This window comes from Vibrio sp. V15_P4S5T153, from assembly GCF_963874485.1.
Taxonomy (GTDB): Bacteria; Pseudomonadota; Gammaproteobacteria; order Enterobacterales; family Vibrionaceae; genus Vibrio; species Vibrio anguillarum.
The window spans coordinates 516,963-535,230 of record NZ_CAWNHR010000011.1; the positions used below are offsets into that span (position 1 = coordinate 516,963).

Below are 18,268 nucleotides of genomic sequence, written 5' to 3' on the forward strand. Positions count from 1 at the left end.
GCAGTTCTGAGCCGATAAAGCGGCAAACATTGAGATAAAAGCGAAGTAAATAGAGGGGCGATGGCTCGCCCAAAGCCACACATGTGACTTTGAGCGAGTAGCACTGAGGATTATTAGGTTTAGCTGAGTAAAATTAAAATAGTTCCTGTCAGTGTCATCAGTATATTGGCGATAGCATAGGTGCCAGCATAACCCAATGCGGGAATGGTCGATTTTGCGTAGTCGTTAACGATATCCATCGCTGGTGCGCAAGTTCGTGCACCGATAATCGCACCAAATAGAAGCGCGCGGTTCATTTTCAAAATGTACGCACCGACCAAATAGGCAAAGACGACTGGCACCACGCTGACTAAAAATGCAAGGCCGATCACTTGTACGCCCACTTCTGAGAGGTGCTGGAACATTTTCCCGCCAGCACTTAAGCCAATGCCTACCATAAAGAACATCAAACCTAGGTCTTTCACCATATTTAATGCCCCTTGCGGTACATAGCCGAAAGTGGGGTGGTTGGCTCGTAAAAAACCAAGCATAATGCCAGAAAGCAGTAGCCCAACCGCGTTGCCTAAACCGAAGGAGACTTGTCCAAAGGTCATGGTGATCAAACCAAACAAAATGCCGAGAATAAAGAAGCTACAAAAGGCGAGTAAATCGGCCATTTGACTATGGATAGAGATGAAACCTATCTTATCGGCCAAGCCTTGAACACGGCTTTTTTCACCACTGACTTGCAGCACATCACCTTTGGCAAGCACAATGTCTAAGTCCATCGGCATTTCAATTTGTGCTCGTATTACTCGGTTCAGGAAACAGCCATATTCGGATAAATTCAGATCCGATAGGCGTTTACCGGCAATACTGTCACTTTTTACGACGATTTCCTCTTCAGAGATGCGCAAATCAAGTAGGTTGCGATCAAACACCTCTTTGCCATTTCGAAAGCTAGGGTCTAGCCTTGCATGGCTGTCAGGGAAGCCAACCAGTGCAATTTCATCCCCTTCTTGCAAGATGGCATCACCGTCAGGATGGGCAAGAATACCATTCCGTCGAATGCGTTCAATATAACAACCCGTTTGACGATAAATACCAAGCTCACGTAAATTGCGCCCATCAATCCAGTTGATTAACTCTTGACCAACACGATAGGCACGGATGATGGGTAAATAGACTTTGCGTTGACCGCTGCCACCCAAACCACGCTCTTGAGCAATCTGTTGAGCAGAATCAGAGAGGTTTTGTTTTTGCAACTTAGGCAGTAACTTGGCAAACATGATCATACTGATAAGACCAATTAAATAAGCCATCGCATAACCCACCGAAACATTATCTAAAATAAGGGATAAATCCATATTTCTTGGAATGGTGGCTAGCCCGGAGTTTAACGCATCTTGTGCGCCTACTAATACGGGGGTGGAGGTTAATGCGCCTGCCATCATACCAGCAGCTAAGCCAAAATCGAGGCCGAGATAATAACTGCCAAAATAGGTAATCCAAGTGGCGGTAATGAGCACCACTAAACTTAAGATGAGATAATGTTTTCCGTCACGGAAAAATATGCCAAAAAAGTTAGGGCCAGCTTCAATGCCGACACAGTAAATGAACAGCATGAAACCTATGGTTAAGGCTTCAGCATTGAAGGAAAAACCAAGGTGCCCCATGATGAGTGATGTAATTAACACCCCAATAGAGTTGCCCAGTTGTAAGCTACCAAAACGAATTTTGCCAAAACCAAGGCCAATCGCTAAGACAACAAAAATAAGAAGAATAGGGTTCTGATCAAGCAAAAGTACGACGTCGATATTCACGGCTCAACTCGTTATGTGTGCCAAGTGGGGTAGGTAAAGTGTGGGAATTGTATCTGAATATTGCAAAAAGATAAGTGAAATTTGTGACAATTGACATTTCATTGACTTAATTTGAGAGAAAGAGCCATTTATCTATAAATAGCAAAAACCCGCTAAAAATCAGCGGGTTTTTATGTTTCTTGGTTTTATTCGTCGAATAAGCCTAAATGTTCTTTCGCATAAGCTTCGAAATCAGTGCAACCACCGATGTGTTCTTGATCAATAAAGATTTGTGGCACAGTTTCAACTGGTTTACCCACTGTCTTTTCTAAATCATCTTTGCTGATGCCTTCCGCGTGAATATCGACATAACGGTAGTTAAAATCATCGCGTTTTAATTTCAATGTTTCAGCGTGTTCTTTTGCGCGAACACAGTAGGGGCAACCAGGGCGGCCAAAAATAACAACGAACATAGCTTTCTCCTTCATTCTTGTTGCATGCAACTATGCCCGATTCAAGGTCGGAAATAAAGTGGCATTCACCAGTTACTTCAATAGGTAAAAGCTATTGCTTATTCCTTAATCAAAGCAAGCTTACCTCTCGATGGTGTTGGGAATAGATCAACAATGGCTTGGCTGTGACATGCCGCATAAACTTGTGTTTTTTATGTGGTTATTTGCTCCACATTGCACTGCATCAAAAAATTTTTTTAACGATAGGTGCACTCTAAACAGAGCTAATCTAGATGAGAGAAAAGGGAGTTATTCATGTTCCAATTTATGACGGCGACGCGGATCATTTTTGGAGAAGGAGCGTTATTGAATTCACTTTCTGTTCTCAACCAATATGGTTATAGCGTACTGCTGGTTTCGGGAAAAGAACAACAACGAGCTTCCCCTATTGTTCAATACCTGAAAATGCAGAATATGCGCTATCAGCATGTAGCTATTGTTGGTGAACCTAATATTACCATGGTGGAGGAAACGGCCATTTTAGGCCGACGTTTTCAACCGGACATGGTCGTTGCTATTGGTGGCGGTAGTGTGATTGATATGGGCAAGGCACTCGCGGCAATCATTCCTAACCAAGGTAACGTTTATGATTATGTGGAAGTGGTTGGCCGAAATGTGCCGTTAAAGACAAAACCGCTGCCATTTATTGCTATTCCAACCACCGCCAGTACGGGATCCGAAGTCACGCGTAATGCCGTGTTGAAATCGGGACAAGACAAAGTAAAAGTAAGCTTGCGCAGCCCAGATATGCTGGCAGATGTTGCGATTGTTGACCCCACGTTGACCTATGGTACCGACAGTTACACATCTGGCAGAGGCGCAATGGATGCTTTTACGCATTTAATGGAAGCCTATGTGTGTGGTGAACCCAATCCACTCACCGATATGGTCTGTGAAGAGGGGCTGCGCAAACTCAGTCGTTCTATATTGCCAGCGTGCCGAAAAGATGATCATAAAGCGCGAGCGGATCTCTCTTTTGCAGCAATGCTTGGAGGAATGGCGATTACCAATGCAAAACTTGGCGCGGCACATGGCTTGGCATCGGCATTGGGAGGGAAACTTGATGCTCCACACAGCGTGATCACGGCGCGTTTGGCCCCTCATGTTATGCGAGAAAACATTCGAGCAGCGCAAAAAGCAGGGCGAAATGATGTACTTACACGTTATAAAAAAATCGCTCAAATTGTGACTGGCAGAACAAATGTTCACGTTGAAGATGGCGTGCTGTGGGTGAAAATGATGTTAGATAAGTTGCAACTGCCTAAACTCAACCAGTTTGGTGTGTGCAATACCTCGTTTGATCGCGTGGCGTTAGATGCTTTAAAGTCGGTCGCGATTAAAGGTAACCCTTTGCCTTTAACACAAGAAAGGTTAATCCATATATTAAATCAAGTTTGCGAGTGCCAAGGTGAGTGTGAGGAGTGGCAACCGAATTCATCCAATCAGGTAGAAGTTAGGCATGATCCAGTCGCGCCTGAAAGTAGCAAGCAAAGTTGATAAAAAAACGGAGCAATTGAGCTCCGTTCTAACGATTATTTTAGGATCGCGATTATCTTAGAACTGTGACAGCTTATCGTAGCGCGAGTCTTTTAGTACATCCTTGACGCGTTTAAGATTTTCACGAAAACCAGAGCCACGGCGCAGGGTGAAACCAGTAGCCAGTACATCAATTACCGTCATTTGCACCACACGGCTTGCCATGGGCATATAGACGTCAGTATCTTCAGGTACGTCAAGAGAGATCGACAACGAGCTTGCTTTGTCCAGCGGTGAATCTTTTGCCGTAATCGCAATGACAGTCGCACCATTTTCGCGCGCAAGATTGGCGATTTCCACTTGGCTTTTAGTACGACCTGTATGCGAAATTAAAACAATTACGTCATTATCGGTACAGTTGATACAACTCATGCGTTGCATCACGATATCTTCAAAGCAAGTGATCGGAATGTTAAAGCGAATAAATTTGTTTTGGGCATCTTTTGCTACAGCAGAAGAGGCTCCTAAACCGAAGAAAGAGATCCGTTTTGCTTGTGTGAGTAAGTCAACTGCACGGTTAATTTGCATTGGATCCAAGCTGTTTTTAGCCACATCCAAACACGCCATAGTCGATTCGAAAATCTTATGGGTGTAGGCGTCTGGACCATCATCTTCTTCAACATTTCGGTTTACATACGGAGTTCCGTTAGCAAGGCTTTGCGCTAAATGAAGCTTAAAGTCGGGAAAGCCTTTGGTGTCGAGTCGTCGACAAAAGCGGTTTACCGTTGGTTCACTGACATCGGCCATTTTGGCGAGCGTCGCAATACTTGAGTGAATCGCGGTTTGGGGCGAAGCCATAATTACTTCGGCGACTTTACGTTCCGACTTGCTAAAGTTTTCCAGATTTTTTTGAATTTTTTCTAATGTATTCATAGTGTTCACGCGGGCGAAGAGAACAACTCGTTGGTTTTACCCGGTCGCCCTTTGGGGGATTGGAAATAACACATTTCCAAAAAGGTAAGTTAAACCAACGCCATGCAATGAGTATAAACCTAGGATGTAGATTTCCGTAACAATTCAAGTTAACAATTGATGAGAACATGACAAGCCTCAAACAAAATTTCATGAAAACTACAGAATTTAGATTTAAATCGATGATTAATGGAAATTTCCAGCTCATTAATGATGTATTAGTTACAGCAAAAAGAAATAAATTTTCAATTCGCTGTAACTTACAGGGATTCTAGCTGATGATTCTTTGAGCAAGCAGCTCAATTTTGGCCATCAAATTAGGGGCTAGCGTGGCAATATGTCGCTGCTCATCTAAGATCGAGTGCAAGATAGCATGTGTTGTTAGCGGGTTGGCTAGTACCACGCGAAATACGATGGTATCAAGCTTGTCCCAGCGTTCTGGGTTTAAACGAGTTCGAGAGACAAATGAACGCCCCGTTTCCCTTTGTTTTTTCTGCACAAACTGGGTGATTTCATTTAGCAACTCGTTCAGTTCTGCTTTTTGATTGGGCAAGGCTTGTTGCAGTGCTTGGCGAACAAAAGCAGGAATATAACGATAGGTTAAAAGACACAGTTCGGGTTCAGAAATCAGCTCAAAATCGTCTTGTTCTTTAATTAGATCGGCGAAATAGCGAGCTTTAGCTAGGCTTTGGTCAATCAATAATTCGTAGCCAGGGCGACTAATTATGTGCATGCTAGCGTACACCAACATGGCCATACCTGAACGAGAACCTTCTAACGTATGGCTGCCTAGATCTTTTGAACCTTTCCGCAAAATATACTGCGCATGGTGCTCAATTGAATGCATAGCATCAGGCTTTTTGAATAGTACCATGCCTGCACCCATAGGGATGTAGAGCTGTTTATGTGCATCAATCGTAACGGAGTCAGCCAACTCAATACCATTGAGTAAGTGTCGGTGATTATTCGACATTAATGTTGCACCGCCCCAAGCGGCGTCTACGTGAAAATGACAACCTTCTTGCTGACAAATATTGGCGATATTTCTTAAGGGATCAATGTTGCCCGTTTCTGTCGTTCCGGCGACGCCAACAACCGCAAAAGGTTTAATTTTCTGGCTTTTTAGGTGTGCCATTTTGGCTTTCAAATCTTGTGGGCATAAGCGGTTGTTGTGGTCGGTTTTTACACAAACCAAGCCTTCTTGGCCGATACCCAATACGTCAGCGGCTTTCTTTAAAGAGTAATGGCCACGATCAGACACTAAAATGGCTAACCCGTGGTAACCATAATGACGCATGGCTTTAAACAGCCCCTCTTTCTCGACGCCTTGGAAATCACCATCGGCTTTCAAAGCATTATTACGAGCCACCCACAATGCCGTGATATTGGCAATTGTTCCGCCAGAGCAAAATGCACCGAGCGAATGATTAGCGCTATGCATCCATTGGCTGTAAAAAGCGTCGTTTTTTTGATAGATCAAACGATGCAACATACCCAAAACCTGCCGTTCTAGCGGTGTAAACGCTTTTGACGTTTCAATTTTGACTAAGTTTTGATTCAGCGCAATCATGATCTTTGATAACGGCATCAAGAAATATGGCAGTGCAGATGTCATATGACCAATAAAGCTAGGAGCCGATGTATGCACTGAATGAGCGACTAAATTATCCAACAAATGCTGAGTATGTTCTGAAACGAACTCCGGTGACTCTGGAATTTGCGGATTAGAGAAATCTTTTTCGATCTCTTTGAGTGGTTTTTCTTCAGCGACAATATGTTCACGCAAGAAGAGGTTCAAATTGCGCGATAGCTCTTGGTCTATTTTTGTCAGTGTTGAATCGGGGCCTTCGGGCACAGTGAAGATCCGTAACAAGCTCTCGAAACTCACATTTGCAGTTTTTTGTTCTGATACCATACAGCTTCGTTATTTTGATTTTATGGAATGCGAGCGGCACAATCTAAACGAAAACGGGACAGTTGTCCCGTCTTAATTCGGTTAGAGTAGAGGCGGCGACTAGTTACAGACTTTCTTTTCGATCAAGGCGATGGCATCGTTATATTTATTCAACGCAGCTTCGATCTGCTTCGGATGACTGAGCAATTCGGCTAAAGCTGAACGTAATTCATAGTTTTTTTCGTTAGGCTTTGCTTGGCGATCTTCATAGGTGATTTTAGCAATGTGGCCGAGATCGTCACTGCGTGAGGCCAATACTTTAATGTCGTGCTGTTCTAGTTTTAACCAAGCTTCTACAGGTTGCGAGGTGGCAACTTTAGAAGGATCGTTGCTTAGGTAATAGTGGACTGCCGCACGGCTTAATTCAAAGTGATGCTGGCGTCCTTGCAGAAACCATTGGCTGACTTCAGTAAGTTCAGGATATTGCGCGGTCGTTAAGTCTGCGAGATCACTATACCAATGGAGAGACGCGTCGACATAAGCGTCATATTTTTCGGATAAGCATTGGTTATCAGCAGCGAGAGCAACATTCGCTGAAGTTGAGAGCAGTAGGGCAACGATAACACGTTTCATAAATCTTCCTTTGGGCTTTGTTATTGTGTGGGAGTTTTCTACTCCCTATTGTTAGTTTAAATGAAGGCTAAAGTGATTCCTGAGATCTAGCCTGCAAGTGATACAAAGAACAGCATAAGAATAGGCACCAGTAGGCTGAGAATAAACCCACTGACAATCGCGATCGGTACGCAACGAACCCCGCCAGTTGTCTGGATCACGGGCAAGGTGAAATCCATCGCGGTTGCCCCAGCATAGCCGATGGCAGAGCAAGGTTTGGTTCGGATTAGCATGGGGATCATCACTAAAGCAACCAGTTCTCTAAGTAGCTCTATCATGAAAGAGGCACCACCATAGACTGGGCCGAAAGCATCACCCATTAAAATCCCGGCAAGTGAATACCATCCAAAACCGGAAGCCATGGCTAGTCCTCGATAAATTGGGATATCAAGAATCATGGCCGCAATGATCCCCCCAATCCAAGAGGTCAATATAATGACTAATGCGATGACCATTCCGTATTTATTGAGCAAAATTTGTCGTAGAGTTAAACCACTATTTCTCAACTGAATACCAATAAAGAAAAGTAATACGAACAAGATCCATTCACTGGCGGTGCTCACCCAACTTAAATCGAATCCTAATACAACCCCAAGCGCCAATCCTCCACCGACAACCACAATCAGCTTTACGGATTCTAACGCCATGCTAGATAGTGGCAGTTTTGAATGGTTCACATCGGTTTTTATGGGTAGAAATTTGTCAATAAAGGGCAAGACCAACAAGTTGCAAGCACCAATCATCAAGAAAAATACGGTGGTAAATTTAAGTATCAACTGTAGGTTACTGCCCAAGTTATCGAGGGCTGCCAAGCTTAAACCCATCAGAAACAGAATGACGTAAACTAACCAAGACGTGGCTTTATTTAATGCTGCTAGCCACTGTTGATTGGCAATAGAAAATAGATACCCCACTATTAGTGGGGCAAAAATAAATAACATCCCTGAGAACATCTCATCCTCTGATTATTTTGGGTTTAGAAGCCGCTTGCGTTGATCACATCATTGAGTTTTGATTTGAATTCAAGCTCACTAAGGTTACTTAAGTTATATAGCACCTCAGCTCCGGTCGCATTAATTTCGACGTCATGCTCTTCAATCTCTTCATCTTGACGACGAAACAGTAAAAGATGGTGAGCAATACGTGCCACATCAAGGTAACTGACTTCGTGAGAAGATGCGACTAAAGATTGATTTCCTGCTACTCCAAGGAAATCTGAGTCGAATCCCCAACTTCTTAACACAAGCTGACTGGTTTTTGAACATCGCGACTGAAAAATCTGTAGGGCGATGTCTTGATCGAGATAGTTGCCTTTCTCAAGATATAAATGATATTCGTGTACCAGACAAAACAAGCCAATATCCGCAAGTAGACCGACAAGTAAGGCTTTTTCCTGCTCTAAATGTTGATATCGGCTTGGTTCAAGTTGTTTAAATGCGTGAGTTACCATCACCATGGTTGCGCCAAGCTCTCGCGATATGGCGGCGCTATTAACCAATATTTTATTGCATTCTTTGCTTAAGTTTACAGAGTGCTTTAACTGCTCAATCGCTTGGGCTGTTACAATGTCGCGTACTCGTAGTATGCCTAAGCGTGATACAGCCGTGACTAAATCCGTACAGGTAATATTTCGACGATTAAAGACAACAGAGTTTGCTACGCGTACTACAATTGCAGTCAGTCCGGGATCTTCAAGTAGACAATCGGCGACATCTGAAATTTCAGTAGATTCTAATGTGCATAAGCGCTGTATTTTTAGAACAACATCAGGAATAGGAGGAAGTGAAATTTTTCCTGTGCTGAGTGAGTGTTCAACCAATTGAGAAAATTCACTTTCTAACCCTTGGATGAGCATTTGATGATGATCTGGAAGCCAGTAAAAAGATAGATGATTCATAAATTTGTGCTCAATCTGTACTGAAGGCATTTTACCGTCTGCTAACCCAAATAAGCAATCAATTCACCATTAATCGCATTAATTTGTTTTCTTGATACATTAGCCTTAATACGTTAATGAAAGGAATGTGTGTCAAAAAAAATTTATTCATAAACACAATGATGTGATTTTCATCTCATAACTCTGCGCAGATATGTTTATTGATGTGATGTATGCCCAGACTTATTTTGTATCGTTAACTATGATAGTACCCATATTAAGCAAGCTAATACTAAACTACTACAAGCTTGTTACTAACTTACTCTTTTTATTCGCAAAAATACGCTGCTATCTGGTGATCACTATTAATCGGGGAACTTGATTAAGGATCAATGGATATGATTGAGCATGCATTTTTCAATTACGTTATTAAATTTGGCGCATTTCAAAAGCGTTCAATGTTTGGTGGTGTTGGGCTTTTCCAAAAAGAAGCGATGTATTCACTGATTAGTGAAGAGTCTGTTTTTATTCGTGGAGGTGAAGAGCTCGATGATGCACTCACAAAATTAGGCTGCGAAAAATACAAACACGTTAAAAAGCAGACCACAGCAACCGTTAATTATTATGATATTACTGAGCTTTTTGTGAGCAATCATGAGAGCCTAGATACGATTATTGAACGTTCCATCCGCTATTCTGTTGAGCAACGTAGCTTTCAAAAATCCTCTGCAAGTCGTCGACTACGTGATTTGCCAAACATGCAGTTAACGTTAGAGCGTATGGTTAAAAAAGCGGGCATCAATGATGTGGAAACGTTCATGCGCTTAGGTGCTCCTACGATATTTTCTAAAGTGAGAAAAACGTACGGTAGTGACGTCGATGTAAAACTACTGTGGAAGTTTGCTGGTGCGATCGAAGGCATTCATTGGAAATTGCTGCAAGAGCCTCGCAAGCGTCAATTATTAGAAAGCTGCTCATTACGCTGACAGTTTTGTAGCACTGTTATTAAATAAATAAAGATAGTTATCAAATAAAAAGCCGAGTCTTATGTCTCGGCTTTTTATTGTATTTAGCTTACACTTAGAACTTAAAACGAGTCGTAAACATCAGCTGATCGCCGTAAGCATCATTGATACGAGCTTCGGCACCGAGAGAGAAAAGTTCTGTAGAATGAAAACGGGCATAAACAGACGCAATCCAGTCATCATTGTCATCAATAGAAACAAAGCCACCTTTGCCACCAACTTCCAACTGTGGTCCAAGCCATTGACGTACGCCAAGGTTTAATTCCATTCCTGTATCGGCGCTTTTATTATCGCGGGTATCTACGAGGCGTAATAGCATTTCACCCGTGAAGTCAGCCCAGTTGTTAATAGGAGCATGAAAGCCAAAACCTGCGGCTGCGTCAAAATCACCTTCAAACTCAGAGTCTATACGACCAATAACATGTGCATTTGGGTGAATTGATTTGCTCATCGCAGCACCAAAGGTGACTGGACTTGCTCCAATACGAGCTTCGATATAGTCATAACTAAAATTGCTCATGACGGATGGGCTATTTCGGTCTATTTCTGCCAGTGTTTGGCCTGAGGCTAGCAGCAAAGCGGCTGCAATGATTGTTTTACGCATAGTCACTATAAACCTATATTTTTAGTTTATTTCCATGGCCAGTCGCGGAATACCCGCGGTGACATTAAAGAATTTAGACATCATAGTGCATAGATTGACATTGTCGCCATTAAAAAGTGTCATTCTTTTGTTGTCTTCGCAAAAAATAAGCAAAGAGAGTGCCATTTCTTCGTTAGGATATTTTATTCACCAAAACTGATGCGGTTTTGTGCGATCGCATTGAAGATTTTCTCGGCATCCAAGACTCTGGCCCAAGGCATTAAATCTGATTCGTTTTCAATCATATATTGTGTTAATTGATCTTTGATAACATCGCGAAGTTTGTTCCCATCCCAAGGTTTGGCTACATAAAAATGTAGGCTGGCATGATTCACCGCTTCTACGGTGTCTTCTAGCCCTGCTTGGCCTGTTAGTAGTACTTTGCGTGTATGTTGCGTCTCTTCATTGCGGCTTAATTCAATTAAGAAACTAATGCCTGTTTGTTCGGGCATAATGTGATCGCACAAAATTAAAGCCAGCTTGATATTTTGAGCTTGGTGATCGGCAATCACTTCTTTTGCCTCTGCAACAGACTCTGCGGCTTCTAAGATAAAAAACTCTTCAAATTCGTCGAGATCTTGTATGACGCTGTCCAATACTTCACGTTCATCGTCCACGCATAAGATCAAAAATTTGTTCATGATATTCTCCTTAATCATCAGCACGACAAGTTATCGACTAACTGGCAGCCATACCGTCATCGTCGTGTATTTATCCTGTTCAGATTGAACATCGATCCAACCTTGATGCTGGTGGACTATTTGTTGGCAGACAGAAAGCCCAATACCGAGTCCAAAGTTACCTTCTTTTTTCGTCGTGTAATTTAATGTGAAGATACGCTCTTTCTGCTCGTACGGGATCCCACAACCATTATCCGTGAAACTGATGGTCACAAAAGATTGATTACCCTGTTTTGCTAATGTGGTTGCAATGTGCAGTACGCCATTGGCTGGGAAGGCGTCAATAGCGTTGGAAATGAGGTTTGTCCATACTTGTTGTAATGCAATCGGCTGACAGGTAATCAAAGGTAAGTCGGCATACTCTTTTTCGACTTTGTGGCGCTTAAGACGATTTTCGAAAATAACCAGAGTGTCTTCAATACCTTCATGAATATTGACCTTGTGCAGTGCTTCATCATCAGGGCGAGCATACCCTTTAAGACTTCGTACCATATCGGCGATGCGTTGTGCACAAACATTGATAGAACGAAGTGTACTACCAGTTAGGAAATAGTTTTCTAATTGTTCCAGTGTTTCTAACGTTTTTTCGGGATCGTGCTTAGCCGATTGTCGGAGCGCAAGATCATCATCTAGATTGAGTTTGACCAATTTTTTCGCGATTAAACGATGATGAATTTCATTTTCTATCGCTTTAGCGCGTGCTCGCTCTTCTGATGTAGAAGTAGGTTTGGCTGAAAGTGCATTCCTTAATAGTTGGCTGCCTTTATGTTGCAGGTTTTTATGTTCAGTCTCTTGGACTAAGTGCTCAATCTTGTCTGACAATGTTTCGGTTCCACGTAAAATTGCGGCGACAGGATTGTTTAGCTCATGAGCGACACCGGCAACAAGCTGACCGAGCATGGCCATTTTTTCCCGCTCGATTAATTGCTGATGAGCTGACTCAAGTGATTCGAGCGTTTTTTGTAGTTGCAATTTAGTGTTAATACTGCGTTGTAAGCGGCGGTTAAAATGGCGGAGCAGCAAGTTAGTAAATAGGGGCAATAGCCGAGTATCCGAATGCATGACTTTTGCAAATACATCTCGGTCTAGTTTAATCACATCGGTTTTAGTCAGGGTGACGGCAGTAGAAAAAGATTTCTCACCAGTCACAAAAGACATACCACCGACAATGTTGCCTTTTTTGTGGCGAACCACTTCTCTTTGTTGCCCTAAATCATCTTTTTTATACAGGGCCACTTCACCTTCAGTGATGAACCAAAGAAAGCGGTTCTCTTCTCCCTCTTTGGTAAGAAAGTGATTAGTGGAATAGGTTCGGCAGGCGCGAGTTTCATCTTCATTTTCAAAAAATTGGTGTAAAGCACCAATTACTTGTTCAGCCAGTTCTGTATCAGAAAGCTTGTGGTAATCGGAGATAAAACCATCTCGATAACTGCGCATTTTATTATCGATGTGCGCGCGTAAGATGCGCTGTTGATCAAGTATTGTGCTGTAGTTGAGAATGTTGTCTTTATCATGATCTAAGATGTAGGTCGTGAGCTCTTTTTGGACGGTTTTATAGAGCACGTTATTTTGTAGTGGTTTAGTGAGACAGTGATCTAATCGCCCCTCATTGACGGCGGTGAGAATGGCTTGAATATCTTGTCCGCAGCTTATCAGCACTTTCCGCGCTGAACGCGTGTGGGTTGATTTATCGAGTTGAGTCAAAAAATCCGCACCATCAAACTGCTCATGGTGACTGGCAATGACCAATGCAATCGTTTGTTGCTGTTCGTGCAAATATTCTAGGGCTTGCTCAGCTTCATCTATGGTGTCCGCTGTATGAAGATCAAATTTAGTGGCGAACGGAGCTAACTCAGCTCGCAACTGTTCTGTGCTGATTGGGTTATTGTCTAAACAAAGTAGTGCGTAATGGTTCACACAAGCCTCTACTGTCATCGCTGTTTTGACTACTGTAGCAAGTATTACGCAGTGGGTTTGAGAGCTAGGTTTTAGAATTTCTCATCACATCTTAGCAATACTCTGACCTAACTCCATGTTTTGGTTTTCAATTGTTTACGGTAGACTGGGTAAAATCTTCAGGAATGGAACACTATGAAACAGTTAAAAATCATTGGTGCGGTTGGTGGTGCTATCGTCTTAGCAGCATGTTGGCCGTTGGCTGTCGGGCAAATCGGTGAAAAGGTGATCACTAACGGTATTGCAAATATCTCTTCAGGTTCAATCGAGGCGGACATTGTCAGTTATAAGCGCGGTTACCTTTCATCAACCGTGCAAACCCGCTATCAGATTGCAGATAAAACGCTCAAACAACAGTTTGTTGCCGATGGTTTACCGACCCAAGTTTTAGTCAATAGCGAGGTTAAGCATGGCCTGTTGAGTTTAACAGCAACATCCGTTATAGCTGATCAAGAAAATCTACCATTGACGATGACCAGTATCACGCAGTTGAATGGCAATACTCAATACACTGTGGCGCTAGACAGTTGGCACTACCAAAGTGAAGATGGCGAGATGACGTTTTCGACAACGCCCGCCACATTGAAAGGTGATATTTCGGTGCTAGGTGAAATCACTTATCAACTCAATGTTCCTTCTGTTGAGTTGGATTTTACCAGTGGTGAAAAAATGATGCTTTCACAGCTAACTGGTCAAGGTATAGGTAAACAAGATAAAGTCTTCTGGCTAGGACAACAGTCATTGGCGTTAGCAAAAATTAATCTTGTCGATGGCCTAGGTGAAAATACGCTGAGTATGGACAACATGCGTTATTCCTTTGATTCGGTATTAAAAGGAGAGCCTTCTCGCTTTGATAGTAATCACTTGATTGAGATGGATAAATTAACTTATAGCGAAGGCGAGGTGAAGGACCTCAATCTTGATTTTACTTTGGGTGATTTAGATGGTGACGCTTTTGAGAAGCTCTCAACGCTTTACCAAAACAGCCCAGAACTTTCTGATGAGGACATTCAGCAAGCACTGCCTTATGTGCAATCATTATTCGAGAAAGGTTTTTATCTATCGATGAATAAAATGGCGCTAAAAGTTGGCCAAGGTGAGTTTGAATCAAACTGGAAGATAGCGGTTCCTGAAGGGACAAATAATGTGGTGCAAGATCCGAGTACCATTTTACCAGCCTTAACCGGCCACATTGATACCTTCATTTCTAACCAGCTGGTTGAAGATTTTCCTTTTATCCAGCAAGGTATTGATGAGCTTGTTGTGATGGAAATTATGCAGCAAACCGATCAAGGATATCGACTCCAAGCTGAGCTGAAACAGGGCAACTTGGAATTTGAAAATGGCAATCAAATGCCGCTATTGACACTATTACTTCCGGCATTGATGCGATAGCGAACGGCGCTCAAGCAAACGATTTCGCGAGTTTTAGCAATCAGTAAGAGAAAAGAGCCGATAGAAGCTCTTTTCTCGCTTTTTATCCACATCAAAAAGTGGTATTAATCACATTAATTGTCGATAGCAGGAGCAAGGAACTCATGGAATCAAATCAAGCGGGCCCAGTCTATAATTTCAGCGCAGGCCCAGCAGCCTTACCTAAAGCCGTGATGGAAAAAGCGCAAGCCGAGTTTATTAACTGGAACGAGCTTGGCACGTCCGTTATGGAAATTAGTCATCGCAGTAAACCTTTTATTCATGTTGCTCAAGAAGCGGAGCAAGATCTGCGAGATTTGCTTAATATCCCAAGTAATTACAAAGTATTATTTTGTCAGGGTGGAGCGCGCGCTCAGTTTGCGGCGGTGCCTTTAAACTTATTAGGCGATGCGACTAAAGCGACCTATATAGATGCGGGTTACTGGGCTGAAAGTGCGGTCAAAGAAGCGAAGAAATATTGTGAAATCGATGTTTTTAACGCCAAAGTGACCAAAGAGGGCAAAACAGCGGTATTACCAGCCAGCGAATGGAAAATCGATCCTGAGTCGGCTTACGTGCATTTTTGTCCGAATGAAACAATAGATGGTATTGAGATTAATGATTTACCAGATACAGACAAACCGATTGTAGCTGATATGTCATCTACGATTTTGTCGCGCCAAATAGACGTCTCAAAGTACGGAGTCATTTATGCGGGAGCGCAGAAAAACATTGGGCCAGCGGGGATCTGTATTGCGATTGTTCGTGATGATTTGCTTGATTTAGCCAGTGATGTGCTACCGACTATCTTGAATTATAAAGTACAAGCTGAACAAGATTCTATGTTCAACACGCCGCCTACGTTTGCGTGGTATTTGTCGGGTCTCGTGTTCAAGTGGCTAAAAGGGCAGGGTGGTGTCGCTGCGATTGAGATAATCAACCGCGAGAAAGCAGCGCTGCTTTATAACGCAATTGATGAGTCACCTTTCTATCGCAATACCATTCACCCAGACAACCGTTCACTGATGAATGTGCCTTTCCAATTAGTGAAACCAGAGTTGGATAGTACGTTTTTAGAGTTGGCTGAAGCGCGTGGTTTAGTCTCGCTGCAAGGTCACCGAGTCGCGGGTGGTATGCGTGCCTCGATTTACAATGCGATGACACTGGAAGGCGTTCAAGCCTTAGTTGATTTTATGCAAGAGTTTGAACAGCAGTACGCCTAACGTTTTTTATGGTATCAAAAACGATATAACATAAAATACGACCTTAAAAAACAAAGCCCACTAAGTGGGCTTTGTCATTAATCGGCTAGATTGAAGAGCATTACAATTTGTCGGTTAACTCAATTGCTTGGCCAATGTAGTTGGCTGGTGTCATCTCTTTCAAGCGTGCTTTTTCAGTTTCAGGTAGCGCAAGGCCATCAATAAAGTGGCGCATCGCTTCACCATCGACTCGCTTACCGCGCGTGAGTTCTTTCAATTTTTCGTACGGTTTTTCGATGCCGTAGCGGCGCATAACCGTTTGCACTGGTTCAGCAAGGACTTCCCAGTTTTTATCGAGCTCAGCAAGCAGCGCATCACGGTTCACTTCCAGTTTACTGATCCCTTTTAGCGTTGAAGTGTAGGCTATGATCGCATAACCAACACCCACACCAAGGTTACGCAGCACGGTTGAATCTGTTAAGTCACGTTGCCAGCGAGAGATAGGCAGCTTTTGTGCTAGGTGATTGAACACGGCATTAGCAAGGCCTAGGTTGCCTTCTGAGTTTTCAAAATCGATCGGGTTGACTTTATGTGGCATTGTCGATGAACCAATTTCACCCGCAATGGTTCTTTGTCTGAAGTGGCCCAAAGCGATATAGCCCCAAATGTCACGATCGAAGTCGATCAGAATAGTATTGAAGCGGGCAACGGCATCAAATAGCTCTGCGATGTAATCATGTGGCTCAATTTGTGTGGTATAAGGGTTCCACGCCACACCTAGCGATTCAGTGATAAACTCTTCGCTAAAGGTATGCCAGTCGAGTTCTGGATAGGCTGAAAGGTGAGCGTTGTAGTTACCTACTGCGCCGTTTACTTTTGCGAGAATCTCGATATTGGCAATCTGCTTATATTGGCGTTCCATACGGTACGCTACGTTAGCCATCTCTTTACCCATAGTACTTGGTGATGCTGGCTGTCCGTGGGTACGAGACAATAACGGAATATCGCGATACTCTTCTGCTAAGTGACGAATCGCATCAATAATGTTGCGCATTTCAGGAAGAAGCACGGTATCGCGCGCTTCTTTGAGCATTAGCGCGTGAGATGTGTTGTTGATGTCTTCTGAAGTACAAGCAAAGTGAATGAATTCATTAACGGCGTGCAGCTCAGGAACACCCGCTACTTTTTCTTTTAAGAAATACTCTACAGCCTTAACATCATGGTTCGTTGTGCGTTCAATTTCTTTAATACGAGCGGCATCTTCTTCGCTAAAATTGTCTGCTATCGCATTAAGAAATTGATTGGCTTCATCACTGAATGCTGGAACTTCGGCAATTCCAGCAGTGGCTGAAAGCTTCTGTAACCAACGAATTTCAACAATGGTCCGATACTTGAGGAGACCAAACTCACTAAAGATACTGCGTAACGCAATCGTTTTACTTCCGTAGCGGCCGTCTACCGGTGAAACAGCAGTCAAGGCTGACAGTTCCATGTTTTTCTCCTGAATTTTGAGGTTAAGTGTGAGAGTGAATTCTTTGCGTCAATATTAGACTCGAGCTAATAAAATCTGAGCTTGTTCGATCATTTTCTTACGACCGAAGATCAGATGGCGACGCTTTCCTCCAACCTGACGCCACAAGACAGCGCAACGAATTCCTGAAAGGAGTAAGGCGCGCACTTTGTGCTGGGTTGAAGTTTGTTGAAGTATGGTAGGGGTTCCAGTGACTTGGATTCTTGGGCCAATAGGGCTGATAACATCCAAGTAGATACTGGCAAGGTTGCTGATCATCTGATCATCAAGCAAGTCAAAATGGTTGACTTGACGTTCAATCGTTTGAATACGATCGCCCAGCTGTGACATCGCATCACGACGAGCGCTTAATTTACGCTCTAATGCCATCAGGCTAATGATATAGCGAGTGATTTCACTCCCTGATGGCGTGCTATCAATACCTTTCACCAAACATTCGAGGCCAATTTTTAAGTTGGCCTCAGAGCCGAAGACATCAAGTGTATTGCTTGGATTAGTACTTAAGATAGCCGTTAGAGAAGTTTCAAACGCGTCTGAATCACAGTGACCATTTTTTGCTACGTGTTGCACTAAAGCGACAGCTTGGCAGATACCCGCAAAAGCGATGGTACGGTCATAAAGGGTGTTAGCCACGT

At 43.1% G+C, this 18,268-nt stretch carries 16 protein-coding genes; 4 read left to right on the forward strand and 12 right to left on the reverse strand.

What is annotated here, in order from left to right:
- Positions 1 to 119: 119 nt before the first annotated feature.
- Positions 120 to 1,802 carry an aspartate:alanine antiporter gene (locus AACT42_RS04305; protein WP_013857120.1) on the reverse strand — a complete coding sequence of 561 codons (1,683 nt, stop codon included), beginning with the start codon at positions 1,800 to 1,802 and terminating at the stop codon, positions 120 to 122.
- Positions 1,803 to 1,987: 185 nt separating this feature from the next.
- Positions 1,988 to 2,254 (reverse strand): GrxA family glutaredoxin, encoded by a 267-nt coding sequence (locus AACT42_RS04310; protein ID WP_094133528.1) that lies wholly within the window; start codon positions 2,252 to 2,254, stop codon positions 1,988 to 1,990.
- Between the two features lie 294 nt (positions 2,255 to 2,548).
- On the opposite strand from AACT42_RS04310, the gene AACT42_RS04315 reads away from it, so the two are divergent.
- The gene (locus AACT42_RS04315) at positions 2,549 to 3,790 is read left to right on the forward strand and encodes an iron-containing alcohol dehydrogenase (protein WP_094133527.1); all 1,242 of its coding nucleotides are present in this window, start codon (positions 2,549 to 2,551) and stop codon (positions 3,788 to 3,790) included.
- A gap of 57 nt (positions 3,791 to 3,847) precedes the next feature.
- Here AACT42_RS04315 and AACT42_RS04320 read toward each other — a convergent pair whose 3' ends face one another.
- From AACT42_RS04320 to AACT42_RS04340, 5 genes are all read right to left on the reverse strand, one after another.
- Positions 3,848 to 4,702 (reverse strand): MurR/RpiR family transcriptional regulator, encoded by an 855-nt coding sequence (locus tag AACT42_RS04320; RefSeq protein ID WP_010320194.1) that lies wholly within the window; start codon positions 4,700 to 4,702, stop codon positions 3,848 to 3,850.
- A gap of 310 nt (positions 4,703 to 5,012) precedes the next feature.
- Positions 5,013 to 6,656: a pyridoxal-dependent aspartate 1-decarboxylase PanP gene (panP, locus tag AACT42_RS04325; protein WP_094168081.1), complete on the reverse strand. Its 1,644-nt coding sequence runs from the start codon at positions 6,654 to 6,656 to the stop codon at positions 5,013 to 5,015.
- Between the two features lie 99 nt (positions 6,657 to 6,755).
- Positions 6,756 to 7,268 (reverse strand): hypothetical protein, encoded by a 513-nt coding sequence (locus AACT42_RS04330; RefSeq protein ID WP_017044636.1) that lies wholly within the window; start codon positions 7,266 to 7,268, stop codon positions 6,756 to 6,758.
- 86 nt (positions 7,269 to 7,354) lie between these two features.
- A complete protein-coding gene (locus AACT42_RS04335; RefSeq protein WP_094151060.1) occupies positions 7,355 to 8,260 on the reverse strand; it encodes a lysine exporter LysO family protein in 906 nt (301 codons plus the stop codon).
- Between the two features lie 23 nt (positions 8,261 to 8,283).
- Complete coding sequence (locus AACT42_RS04340; RefSeq protein ID WP_176429116.1) at positions 8,284 to 9,204, reverse strand: HDOD domain-containing protein; 921 nt, start codon at positions 9,202 to 9,204, stop codon at positions 8,284 to 8,286.
- Positions 9,205 to 9,575: 371 nt separating this feature from the next.
- Between AACT42_RS04340 and AACT42_RS04345 the strand changes: the two genes are divergently transcribed.
- Entirely contained in the window at positions 9,576 to 10,169 is a 594-nt protein-coding gene (locus AACT42_RS04345) for a TfoX/Sxy family DNA transformation protein (protein ID WP_013857112.1), read from the forward strand.
- A 94-nt stretch (positions 10,170 to 10,263) separates the two neighbouring features.
- Here the strand turns inward: AACT42_RS04345 and AACT42_RS04350 are convergent, their stop codons facing one another.
- The 3 genes from AACT42_RS04350 to AACT42_RS04360 form a co-directional block, all read right to left on the reverse strand.
- Positions 10,264 to 10,812 (reverse strand): hypothetical protein, encoded by a 549-nt coding sequence (locus AACT42_RS04350; RefSeq protein WP_026028575.1) that lies wholly within the window; start codon positions 10,810 to 10,812, stop codon positions 10,264 to 10,266.
- Positions 10,813 to 10,994: 182 nt separating this feature from the next.
- Positions 10,995 to 11,492: a response regulator gene (locus tag AACT42_RS04355; protein ID WP_026028033.1), complete on the reverse strand. Its 498-nt coding sequence runs from the start codon at positions 11,490 to 11,492 to the stop codon at positions 10,995 to 10,997.
- A 30-nt stretch (positions 11,493 to 11,522) separates the two neighbouring features.
- Positions 11,523 to 13,448, reverse strand: coding sequence for an ATP-binding protein (locus AACT42_RS04360; protein ID WP_174223827.1), 1,926 nt, complete (start codon positions 13,446 to 13,448; stop codon positions 11,523 to 11,525).
- Positions 13,449 to 13,622: 174 nt separating this feature from the next.
- Between AACT42_RS04360 and AACT42_RS04365 the strand changes: the two genes are divergently transcribed.
- Both AACT42_RS04365 and serC read left to right on the forward strand, forming a co-directional pair.
- Positions 13,623 to 14,882, forward strand: a complete 1,260-nt coding sequence (locus AACT42_RS04365) for a DUF945 family protein (RefSeq protein WP_094131737.1) — start codon at positions 13,623 to 13,625, stop codon at positions 14,880 to 14,882.
- A 143-nt stretch (positions 14,883 to 15,025) separates the two neighbouring features.
- Complete coding sequence (gene serC / locus AACT42_RS04370) at positions 15,026 to 16,123, forward strand: 3-phosphoserine/phosphohydroxythreonine transaminase (RefSeq protein ID WP_161441952.1); 1,098 nt, start codon at positions 15,026 to 15,028, stop codon at positions 16,121 to 16,123.
- Positions 16,124 to 16,223: 100 nt separating this feature from the next.
- Here serC and purB read toward each other — a convergent pair whose 3' ends face one another.
- Positions 16,224 to 17,594: an adenylosuccinate lyase gene (purB, locus tag AACT42_RS04375; protein ID WP_088732247.1), complete on the reverse strand. Its 1,371-nt coding sequence runs from the start codon at positions 17,592 to 17,594 to the stop codon at positions 16,224 to 16,226.
- Between the two features lie 54 nt (positions 17,595 to 17,648).
- Positions 17,649 to 18,266 carry a high frequency lysogenization protein HflD gene (gene hflD, locus AACT42_RS04380; protein ID WP_019281971.1) on the reverse strand — a complete coding sequence of 206 codons (618 nt, stop codon included), beginning with the start codon at positions 18,264 to 18,266 and terminating at the stop codon, positions 17,649 to 17,651.
- Positions 18,267 to 18,268: the final 2 nt, after the last annotated feature.